Origin of the sequence: Microbacterium deminutum, assembly GCF_039530205.1 — a bacterium.
In the GTDB taxonomy this organism is placed as follows: domain Bacteria; phylum Actinomycetota; class Actinomycetes; order Actinomycetales; family Microbacteriaceae; genus Microbacterium; species Microbacterium deminutum.
The window spans coordinates 705,872-716,546 of the sequence record NZ_BAAAOG010000002.1; the positions used below are offsets into that span (position 1 = coordinate 705,872).

Annotated in this window: 10 protein-coding genes; 9 read left to right on the forward strand and 1 reads right to left on the reverse strand. The window is 69.6% G+C overall.

Translation table 11 applies throughout. From position 1 onward, the window contains the following. Window positions 1-36 precede the first annotated feature (36 nt). From ABD212_RS09550 to rocD, 5 genes are all read left to right on the forward strand, one after another. Window positions 37-1,146 carry a flavin-containing monooxygenase gene (locus ABD212_RS09550; protein WP_344093795.1) on the forward strand — a complete coding sequence of 370 codons (1,110 nt, stop codon included), beginning with the start codon at window positions 37-39 and terminating at the stop codon, window positions 1,144-1,146. A gap of 120 nt (window positions 1,147-1,266) precedes the next feature. Then, entirely contained in the window at window positions 1,267-1,701 is a 435-nt protein-coding gene (locus ABD212_RS09555) for a hypothetical protein (RefSeq protein WP_344093797.1), read from the forward strand. Beyond that, entirely contained in the window at window positions 1,701-1,925 is a 225-nt protein-coding gene (locus ABD212_RS09560; protein ID WP_344093799.1) for a helix-turn-helix transcriptional regulator, read from the forward strand. Before ABD212_RS09555 ends, ABD212_RS09560 begins: the two co-directional genes overlap by 1 nt. A 114-nt stretch (window positions 1,926-2,039) precedes the next feature. Next, entirely contained in the window at window positions 2,040-2,933 is an 894-nt protein-coding gene (gene ddaH, locus ABD212_RS09565; protein ID WP_344093801.1) for a dimethylargininase, read from the forward strand. Then, window positions 2,930-4,150 carry an ornithine--oxo-acid transaminase gene (gene rocD / locus ABD212_RS09570; RefSeq protein ID WP_344093803.1) on the forward strand — a complete coding sequence of 407 codons (1,221 nt, stop codon included), beginning with the start codon at window positions 2,930-2,932 and terminating at the stop codon, window positions 4,148-4,150. The genes ddaH and rocD overlap by 4 nt, the downstream gene beginning before the upstream one ends. 19 nt (window positions 4,151-4,169) lie before the next feature. Here rocD and ABD212_RS09575 read toward each other — a convergent pair whose 3' ends face one another. Next, a complete protein-coding gene (locus ABD212_RS09575) occupies window positions 4,170-5,768 on the reverse strand; it encodes a molybdopterin-dependent oxidoreductase (protein ID WP_344093806.1) in 1,599 nt (532 codons plus the stop codon). Between the two features lie 163 nt (window positions 5,769-5,931). Here ABD212_RS09575 and ABD212_RS09580 point away from each other — a divergent pair, with 163 nt between their 5' ends. The 4 genes from ABD212_RS09580 to ABD212_RS09595 all read left to right on the forward strand — a co-directional run bounded on the left by ABD212_RS09580 (window position 5,932) and on the right by ABD212_RS09595 (window position 10,482). Then, a complete protein-coding gene (locus ABD212_RS09580; RefSeq protein WP_344093808.1) occupies window positions 5,932-6,924 on the forward strand; it encodes a hypothetical protein in 993 nt (330 codons plus the stop codon). A gap of 83 nt (window positions 6,925-7,007) precedes the next feature. Continuing rightward, window positions 7,008-8,714: a circularly permuted type 2 ATP-grasp protein gene (locus ABD212_RS09585; protein WP_344093810.1), complete on the forward strand. Its 1,707-nt coding sequence runs from the start codon at window positions 7,008-7,010 to the stop codon at window positions 8,712-8,714. Continuing rightward, complete coding sequence (locus ABD212_RS09590; RefSeq protein WP_344093812.1) at window positions 8,708-9,640, forward strand: alpha-E domain-containing protein; 933 nt, start codon at window positions 8,708-8,710, stop codon at window positions 9,638-9,640. The genes ABD212_RS09585 and ABD212_RS09590 overlap by 7 nt, the downstream gene beginning before the upstream one ends. Further along, a complete protein-coding gene (locus ABD212_RS09595) occupies window positions 9,637-10,482 on the forward strand; it encodes a transglutaminase family protein (protein WP_344093814.1) in 846 nt (281 codons plus the stop codon). Before ABD212_RS09590 ends, ABD212_RS09595 begins: the two co-directional genes overlap by 4 nt. The last annotated feature ends 193 nt before the right edge of the window (window positions 10,483-10,675 follow it).

Below are 10,675 nucleotides of genomic sequence, written 5' to 3' on the forward strand. Positions count from 1 at the left end.
CTCGACCTAGCGTCGAGAACGACGAAGGAGGTCATCATGACCGAAACAGTTCTCGACACCGCGGTGGTCGGCGCAGGAGCCGCCGGCCTGCACGTCGGCCGGCTGCTGGGGGATCGGGGTGTCAGCACTGAGCTGTTCGATGAGCACGCCCGCGTCGGAGACTCCTGGAGGGAGCGGTATCGGTCGCTCCGGATCTTCAGTCCTGGCCGCCTCTCGAGCCTTCCCGGGCTGCCACTCGACGTCGGGTTCTTCGGCTATCCCAGCGCCCGGCAGATGGGCGACTATCTCGAACGGTACGCCGCGCGGTTCGGCATCCCCGTCCGCACCGGCGCGAGCGTCGTGTCATTGACGAGGGATGGCTCGGGCCGGTTCCGGCTCGAGCTGGCGGACGGCGACACCGTGCTCGCACAGCGCGTCATCGTCGCGTCGGGCGCTCATCGTGTGGCGAAGCTCCCGGCTTTCGCGGCGGAGATCGACGATCGCACGACTCAGCTGACCTCGATCGACTACCAAGGGCCCGAACAGCTCGCCCCGGGTCCGGTGCTCGTGATCGGCGCGGGCAACTCCGGCACCGACATCGCGCTCGAGGCCGCCGGCAACGGTCACCAGGTGACGATCTCCGGACGTCACCCCGGGCAGGTGCCGGTGGATGTCGACACCCCGTTCGGCAACCTGACGTCGAGCATCTTCCTCCGGCACCTGCGCCACCTGACGGTCGACACCGAGAAGGGTCGCGCGGCGCGGGACGCCCGCCGCGGCATCATGCTCGTGCGCAACAAGCTCGCCGACCTCGACCGGGCAGGCATCACTCGCGTCGCCCGCATCGACTCGGTCGCTGACGGTCGGCCGGTCACCGCTGATGGCATCGCCATCGATGCGGCGACGGTCGTGTGGGCCACGGGATCGCGTCCCGACTTCGGCTGGATCCGCGTCGACGGCGCGCTCGATTCGCAGGGCGAGCCGATCCACGACCGGGGCATCGCACGCGGATGCAGCGGCCTCGCGTTCGTCGGACTCGACTTCCAGTACTCTGCGGCCTCGGGCGCGCTGTTCGGCATGGGCGCCGACGCAGCGTACGTGGTGGCCGCCCTGTTCGGTGCCGATCACCCCGCCGAGGCGGGGACCGCGGTCGCCGCAAAGGTGTGATGGGGGAGGAATCCCCGGTCGAAGATCGGTCGGTGCCGCCCATGTAAAAGATTCTTGACACTGCGTACAATGACGGCCTATTGTCAAGGTGTCAAACATTCTTTACATGGGAGTCCCGCGATGGTCTACGAAGAGCGCAACACATGGTCGAGCCTCATCGCGTCGGCGATCGCCATGGCGGTCTACATCATCGTGACGGTCCAGCAGGCCGGCGGCGGTCCGCTCGCGGACGTCGACTGGGTGCCCATCATGCTGTGGACGATCGGCGGAAGCATCGTGGGGGCCATCGTCCTCAGCATCGTATGGGGCATCGTCGCCGGGATGCGGGACCCCGACGGCGTTGGGAAGTCCGACCAGCGCGACCGCGACATCGCGAGATTCGGCAGTCGCGTCGGGCAGGGGTTCGTCATCGCCGGAGGCCTCACTGCCATCGCGCTGTGCGCCGTTGAAGCCGACTGGTTCTGGATCGCCAACGCGCTCTTCTTCGGGTTCGCCCTGTGGGCATTCGTCGGAGGTGTGGTCAGCGTCATCGCCTACCGGCGCGGGATCGCGTGATGGTGAGGCCGACCAGGGTCACGAACACCATCCGATCACTGCGCGACCAGGCCGGACTGACGCAGGCAGAGCTCGCGAAGCGGGTCGGGGTGACCCGGCAGACCCTCATCGCGATCGAGCAGGGCCGCTATTCCCCCACGCTCGAGCTGGCGTTCCAGATCTCGCGGGTCTTCGGGGTGGTGCTCGACGACGTGTTCCAGTATCCGGAGGACGGGACGTCCTGACCGACGCTGCGAACGTCGCGTGAGACAATGGATGCGGCGTGCCCGAGTCGCCGGCTTCACACAGCTCCGTCGGGCCCCTGGACAGCGTCCGCCGCCCCTTCCTGTAGGAGCAAGATGTCCACGCAGAACACGGCGCCCGCCGCGGAGGCCACCCAGTCGAGCCCGGTCCGCCGGGTCCAGCAGCATCGCACATACCTCATGTGCCGCCCCGAGCACTTCACGGTGAGCTACACGATCAACCCGTGGATGGAGCCTGCCAACCCGACCGACACCGACCGCGCGGTGCAGCAGTGGCAGACCCTGTACGACACCTACCTCGCGCTCGGCCATGACGTCCACCTCATCGATCCGATCGAGGGGCTGCCCGACATGGTCTACACCGCCAACGGCGGGTTCATCATCGACGGCGTCGCGTACGGCGCCAAGTTCCGATTCCAGGAGCGGGTGCCCGAGGGTCCGGCGTTCATGGAATGGTTCGGCGGGAACGGCTTCGATGTCGTCGACCCCGTGCAGGTCAACGAGGGCGAGGGCGACTTCCTGCTCGTCGGCGAGACGATCCTCGCCGGCACGGGGTTCCGTTCGACCGGCGACAGCCACCGCGAACTCGGCGAGGTCTTCGGCAAGGAGGTCGTAAGCCTCAACCTCGTCGACCCGCGCTTCTACCACCTCGACACCGCCATCTCGGTGCTCGATCCGGTCGAAGGACCCGACGGCGTCGACCGGGCGAACATCGCCTACCTCCCCGGCGCGTTCGACGAAGAGGGCCGACGGATCCTCGCGGAGCGCTACCCCGACGCCATCCGCGTCTCGGACGAGGACGGCGCCGTCTTCGGTCTCAACTCGTCCAGCGACGGCCTCAACGTCCTCATCTCGCCGCGTGCCAAGGGCTTCGAGGCGCAGCTGCGCGAGCGCGGCTACAACCCGATCCTCATCGATCTGTCGGAGCTCCTCCTGGGTGGCGGCGGCATCAAGTGCTGCACGCTCGAGCTGCGAGGAGCCTCGCAGTGACCTTCTCGATCGCCGCCGACCCGACGGCTGCGGTGATCGCAGCCGAGGGCGAGCACGTCGCCCACAACTATCACCCTCTTCCGGTGGTCGTCTCGCGTGCCGAAGGGTCGTGGGTGACGGATGTCGAGGGCAAGCGCTACCTCGACCTGCTGTCCGCCTACTCGGCGCTGAACTTCGGCCACGGGCATCCCGCCATCGTCGCCGCCGCGCAGGAGCAGCTCACCCGGCTCACGCTGACCAGCCGCGCGTACCACAACGACCGGCTCGGCCTGTTCGCCACCGCGCTCGCGGAGCTGTGCCGCAAGGACCTCGTGCTGCCGATGAACACCGGCGCCGAAGCGGTCGAGACGGGCATCAAGGTCGCGCGGGCCTGGGGCTATCGCATCAAGGGCATCGCACCGGATGCCGCGACCATCGTGGTCGCCCACGGCAACTTCCACGGCCGCACCACGACCATCGTCGGCTTCAGCGACGATCCGGACGCGCGCAGAGACTTCGGTCCGTTCACGCCCGGATTCGTCTCGGTGCCCTTCGGAGATGCCGCGGCCCTCGAGGCGGCCATCACGCCCGAGACCGCCGCGGTGCTGATCGAGCCCATCCAGGGCGAGGCGGGCGTCATCCTCCCGCCCGAGGGATACCTCCGCGCGGTGCGCGAGATCTGCACGCGCCACAACGTGCTGTTCGTCGCCGACGAGATCCAGTCCGGGCTCGGCCGCGTCGGCGAGACGTTCGCGTGCGACCGCGAAGGCGTCGTCCCCGATGTGTATCTGCTCGGCAAGGCGCTGGGCGGCGGCATCCTGCCGGTGTCGGCGGTGGTCGCGAACAGCGACGTGCTCGGAGTCATCCACCCGGGCGAGCACGGCTCGACGTTCGGCGGCAATCCCCTCGCGTCGGCCGTCGGGCTGCGCGTGGTCGAGATGCTGCAGACCGGCGAGTTCCAGCGCCGCGCCGCGGCTCTCGGCGAGCACCTCGAGGCCAAGCTGGAGGAACTGATCGGCCGCGGCGTCACGGCGGTGCGCGTCGCGGGCCTCTGGGCCGGCGTCGACATCGACCCGGCCGTCGGCACCGGGCGAGACATCGCCGAGCGGCTCATCGCCCGGGGCGTCCTCGTCAAGGACACGCACGGCCAGACGATCCGCATCGCGCCGCCGCTCGTCATCCGCTCGACCGAACTGGACTGGGCCGTCGAACAGCTGAGGGTCGTCCTCGCGGGCTGAGCGCGACGGCGCCGATGGTTCAGAACACCGACACCGTCCGCCAGTTCCAGCCGGTGGCGCCGTCGGGCGCAGGCGGAGCCTCATCCTCGGTCTGCAGCTCGTCGGCCTTGCTGGTCGCGCGGCAGCGGATGACGTGATCGCCCTTCTCGGCCGTCCACGGGTAGCTCCATTGCACCCAGGTGTCGTCCGAGATCGCGGCGGCGAGCTTCGCGGGGCGCCACTCGCCCTCGTCGATCTGGACCTCGACCCGCTCGACACCGACGTGCTGCTGCCACGCGACGCCGGCGATGACGGTATCGCCGGCCTTCAGCCCCTGACCCCGGCGCGGCACGTCGACGCGTGACTCCAGCTTGATCGGACCCCGCTCGGACCAGCCGCGGTCGGTCCAGTACGCATGCGCCTGATCGAAGCGCGTGACCTCGAGCTGGACGACCCATTTCGTCGCCGAAACGTACCCGTAGAGACCCGGCACCACCATCCGCACCGGAAACCCGTGCTCGGGCGGCAGGGTCGTGCCGTTCATCCCGACGGCGAGGATCGCGTTGCGGCCGTCCTCCTGCAGCACTTCGAGGGGTGTGGATGCCGTGAACCCGTCGATCGAGTGCGACAGCACCATGTCGGCGTCCGAGGTCGGCTTCGCGCGCGCAAGCAGCTCGCGGATGGGATACCCCAGCCACACCGCGTTGCTGATCAGGTCGCCGCCGACCTCGTTCGAGACGCACGTCAAGGTCGTCACGCTCTCTTCGAGCGGCAGCGCCAGCAGCTCGTCCCAGGTGATCTCGACCTCGTTCTCGACCATCCCGTGGATCCGCAGCTTCCAGTCGGCGGGATCGATCTGCGGCACGATCAGTGCGGTGTCGATGCGGTAGAACGACTCGTTCGGCGTGACGACCTTTGCGAGACCCAGGATCCCGAGCTCGGCATCGGCGGGGATCGGCGGCGCGGTCACCGCCGGAGTCGGCAGCTTTATGGCCTGACGGACAGCAGTAACCGCGTTGCTGCCGGCGCGGATCACCGTGCCCCCGACCGCGGCGAGCAGCCCGGTGGCGGCCGCCGCGAGCGTCCATCCGATGAAGCTGCGCCGCTGCATCCCCGGCGAGGCACTCGCGGGCGGTGGCGCGACGGCACCGCCGGCGGCTGCCGCGGGCTGAGCGGACGGAGGAGCCGCGGGCCGAGCCGCGGGGATCCGCTGCACCAGCAGCCACAGCGAGGCCGCCGCGGCGAGTCCGGCGACTGTGGATGGGATCCAGTCGAGGGTTCCGGCATCCGCCCGCGTCATCGCCGCGACGATCCCGATGCCGCCGAACGCCAGCATGACCACGCGACCCCACGGCGGCCGCCACAGCTCGAGCAGTCCGGCGCAGGCGGCGACGATGACGAGCACGATGGCGATGCCCACGAGGAGGGCGACCTTGTCATTCGTGCCGAACAGCGCGATCGCGGCGTTCTTCGCCCAGGGCGGTGCCAAGTCGATGAGCGCCGATCCGATGGCGGCGAAAGGACTGGCGCCCGGGGCGATGAGGGCGGCGGTGAGCTCTCCGAGACCGGCACCCAGAAGCGCCGAGGCCACACCCGCCGCCGCGGCGGCGAGACGGCGGTTCGTGCGAGGTGCAGGCACGAGATGAGCCTACGCGCGCGGTCCACGGCGAGGGCCGCAAGAACCTGGGGGTCTGCACCCGATCCGGCCGGGGGCCGGCCGGATTCCCGGTGCCGATCGGCATCCCTAGCGTCGCACGTGACCGGCGATTCCGGGCGCCGGACCGATCTCCGGGAGACCCATCATGACCACCACGACGAAGACCGTCAGCGCGACGACCGCGGAGACGTCGTCAGGACTCACGCGACTGCGCTGGCATGGCCCCCTCATCGCGCTCGCCGCGACAATGGCGGTCACGGGGCTCGTGAGCATCGTGGGGCTGCTGCTGGATGACCGCGAACTCGTCGGCGCGCCGATCTGGGCGAAGCCGTTCAAGTTCTCGGTGTCGGTGCTCATCTACGCCGTGACGTGGGCGTGGCTGATCGGGCAGCTCCGCCGCTTCCGCCGAACGGCGTGGTGGGCGGGCACCGTCATATCGGTCGCCCTGTTCATCGAGATGGCGGCGGTCCTCAGCCAGACGGTCCGTGGCGCGCGCAGTCATTTCAACCAGTCGACCCCGTACGACGGCTTCGTCTGGTCGGTCATGGGCGCAACCATCGCGGTGCTGTGGCTCGCGACACTGGTCGCCGCGATCCTGCTGTGGTTCTCCCCCTACGGGGATCGGGCGCGCAACCTCGCCGTCCGGCTGGGAGCGGGGATCTGCCTCGTCGGCCTCTCGCTCGGGTTCCTCATGACCATTCCGAGCCAGGCGCAGATCGCGGCGGGCGGCGACATCGTCGGCGCCCACACCGTCGGGGCGATCGACGGAGGGCCCGGCATCCCGATCCTCAACTGGAGCACCGAGCACGGCGATCTGCGGATCCCGCACTTCGTCGGCATGCATGCGCTGCAGCTCATCCCGCTGGCGCTGATCATGATCGAACTGGCCTCGCGGCGGGTGGGCGTGCTGCGCGACCTCCGGGTGCGGGTCGGGCTGGTCTGGACGACAGCCGTGGTCTACGTGAGTGTCGTCGCGCTCGTCCTCTGGCAGGCGCTGCGCGGGCAGTCGATCGTGCAGCCCGATGGCGCGACGCTCCTCGCAGCGGGAGGGATCGCACTCGTGGGGACGGCCGGCGTGGCGCTGACTCTGGCGCTCGGGCGCACTCGGGAGCGCGAACCGCGGCCTCGCGCACGCTGACACCGCGGGCGGCGGACGGATGCCCGTCAACTCCGTCCGCCCACGAAACACCTCGGCAACACGCCCGACAGTAGGCTCATGGCATGGGCGATCTGTTCGACGGCTACGGCTCCACTCTGGCGCCGCGGAAGACCGCCTCGGGAGTGCCGGCGTTCGACGAGATGTTCGGCGTTCCGGCCCATCCGGGTGAAGCCGCCGAATCCCGTGAGGCCTATCGCGAGCTCTATCAGGCGCTCGCGCGGATGACCCAGGACGAGCTGCGCGGACGTACCGAGTCACTCGCCAGCTCGTACCTCGCGCAGGGCGTGACCTTCGACTTCGCCGGCGAGGAGCGTCCCTTCCCGCTGGATGCCGTCCCCCGCGTGATCACGTTCGAGGAGTGGTCGCGCATCGAGGCCGGAGTCAAGCAGCGCGTGCGCGCCCTCGAGGCGTTCCTCGACGACGCGTACGGGCACCAGCACTGCGTACGGGACGACGTGCTGCCGGCTGCGCTCATCGCCTCGTCCCAGTACTTCTACCGTCAGGCTGCCGGCATCCACAGTGCCAACGGCGTGCGCATCCACGTGTCGGGGATCGATCTCATCCGCGACGAGCACGGCGAGATGCGGGTGCTCGAAGACAACGTGCGGGTGCCGTCGGGGGTCAGCTACGTCATCTCGAACCGAAGGGTCATGGCGCAGACCCTGCCCGAGCTCTTCGTGTCGATGCGGGTGCGGCCGGTGGGCGACTACCCGAACAAGCTGCTCGCGGCCCTTCGCGCCTCCGCGCCGCCCGGGGTCGAGGATCCGAACGTCGTGGTGCTGACGCCCGGCGTGTACAACTCCGCGTACTTCGAGCACACTCTCCTCGCGCGCCTGATGGGCGTCGAGCTCGTCGAGGGCCGCGACCTGCTCTCCATCGGCGGCAAGGTGTTCATGCGCACCACCCGTGGTCCGAAACGCGTGGACGTCATCTACCGCCGCGTCGACGACGAGTTCCTCGACCCGCTGCAGTTCCGTGCCGACTCGATGCTCGGGGCGCCGGGTCTCATGCTCGCCGCCCGGCTCGGCAATGTCACGATCGCCAACGCCGTCGGCAACGGCGTCGCCGACGACAAGCTGCTCTACACCTACGTGCCGGACCTCATCCGCTACTACCTGGCCGAAGAGCCCGTCCTCAAGAACGTGGACACCTGGCGCCTCGAGGACGCCGGTGCACTCGAAGAGGTGCTCGACCGGCTCGATCAACTCGTCGTGAAGCCGGTGGACGGCTCGGGCGGCAAGGGGCTGGTCGTCGGCCCGGATGCCTCGCCCGCCGAGCTCGACAAGCTGCGCCATCGCCTCATCGCAGACCCGCGCGGCTGGATCGCCCAGCCCGTGGTGATGCTCTCGACCATCCCGACCCTCGTCGAGGACGGGATGCGGCCGCGCCACGCGGACCTGCGTCCGTTCGCGGTGAACGACGGCGAGGACGTCTGGGTGCTTCCGGGCGGCCTGACCCGGGTTGCGCTCCCTGAAGGACAGCTGGTCGTGAACTCGAGCCAGGGCGGCGGATCGAAGGACACGTGGGTCATCGGCGGCTCCGCGCCCGCCCACGTGGAGTACGGCCAGGGGAGCGGCCTGGCCGGGCTCGTGGCCGATCAGGCGGCGTCGGTGACCGCCGCCATCCCGATCATCTACGACGGCCAGCCCGAGCCGACGCACTCGCCGCAGGATCGCCCTCGCTCGCGCATCGAGCAGCAGGAGCAGCAGCAGCAGGCGCGTGACGGAGGTGCGAGCGTGTCGTCTCTCGAAGGCGCCGGGTCATGCTGAGCCGCATCGCCGAGTCGCTGTTCTGGATCGGGCGCTACATCGAGCGCAGCGACGGCACCGCCCGCATCCTCGACGTGCACCTGCAGCTGCTGCTCGAAGACCCGTGGATCGACGAGGACACCGCCTGCCGCTCCCTGCTGAGCGTCATGGGCTCGTTCCCGCCGCAGGGCATCGAGACCGTCCGACGCGGCGATGTCCTCCAGCGGCTCGCCGTCGACCGGTTGAATCCCGCGAGCATCTCGTACGCCCTCACCGCCGCGCGCGAGAACGCCCGCCGCGCGCGCGAGATCGTCTCGTCAGAGCTGTGGGAGACGCTCAACACGACGAGCGCGCGGATGCCCCGGCGCCTGCAGACCGACAAGGTCCACGAGTTCTTCCAATGGGTGCGCGAACGCGCGGCGCTCGCCGTCGGGATCGTCGACTCCTCGACAAGCCGCGACGAGGCGTGGCAGTTCTTCACCCTCGGACGCAGCATCGAACGCGCCGACATGACGGCTCGCCTGCTCGCGACGCGGTCGCTGACCGAGGCATCCGGACCCTCGTGGACCACGATCCTCCGATCGTGCGGCGCCTACGAGGCCTACCTGCGGACGTACCGCGGGATGCCGAGCGCCCGCAACGCCGCCGAGTTCCTGCTGCTCGACCGCCTGTTCCCGCGCTCGATCATCTACTCGATCCAGCGCGCCGAGGAGTGCATGAGCGCGATCGACCCGCGCGCCGATCGTGTCGGGCACTCCAACACGGTCCTCCGGGCGCTCGGGCAGATTCGCAACGACCTCGAATACCGGCCGGTCAGCGAAATCCTCAGCGAGCTGCCGCAGCACATGCATCGCGTTCAGACCGTCACGCGCGAGGCATCCGAGGCGATCCGCCACCGCTTCTTCCCGGCGCAGGCCGAGCCGAGCTGGATCGGAGAGATCTCGTGAAGCGGCTCCGCATCGAGCACCAGACCGGCTTCAGCTATCAGGGCGACGTCTCGGCGTCGTACAACGAGGCGCGGATGCTGCCGGGCTCCACCGACAGCCAGTTCGTGCTGAACTCCTCGCTCGACATCGAGCCCTCGACATCCGTCAATCAGTACGTGGACTACTTCGGCACGCGCGTCGCCGCGTTCGACGTGCTGTCGCCGCACGGCGCGCTGACGATCACCGCGCGATCGCTCGTGGAGGTGCGCCCGCGCCCGCTCGAGCATGCGGATGTGACGTGGCATGCGCTGGCGCGTGAGGCGGTCCGGTCGATCGAGACCGTCGAGCAGCTGTCGCAGACCGGTCGCACCCGGCCTCATCCCGAGGTTGCCGAACTGGCGAGGTCGATCGCGGCCGAGCACGACCACCCGGGGCGCGCGGCCCATGCGATAGCGATCGCCGTCGGCGATGCCGTGGAGTACATGCACGGCATCACCGGCGTGCATTCGACGGCCCACGAGGCGTGGGAGGCGCGCAAGGGGGTCTGCCAGGACATCGCGCACGTGACCCTCGGGGCCCTGCGTGAGGTCGGCATCCCGGCGCGCTATGTGTCCGGCTACCTGCACCCGCGGCCGAGCGCGGCGGTGGGCGAGCCGGTCACCGGCGAGTCGCACGCCTGGGTCGAATGGTTCGCGGGCGAGTGGCAGGGATTCGACCCGACGAACAACATCGAGATCGGCGACCGGCATGTGCTGGTCGGCCGTGGTCGCGACTACGGGGATGTGCCGCCGCTGCGCGGGGTCTACGCCGGGCCGTTCAAGAGCCACCTGCACGTGAAGGTCACGATCACCCGCGAGACGTAGCCGACCTCGGCCCCCGTGACGCGGCGAGTCGGCCACTGGTACCGTGTGGCCATGTCCGGTGCTGCGGGTGACGCGGGTTTTGGGCCGGTGGGTCCGGTGGGGCCGGAGGGGCCGCCGTTCGCGGTGGCGGGTCCGTCGCAGGTGGTGCTGGATGCCGCCCGGTCGGGTAGCGGGTCGTTCACGGTGTCGAATG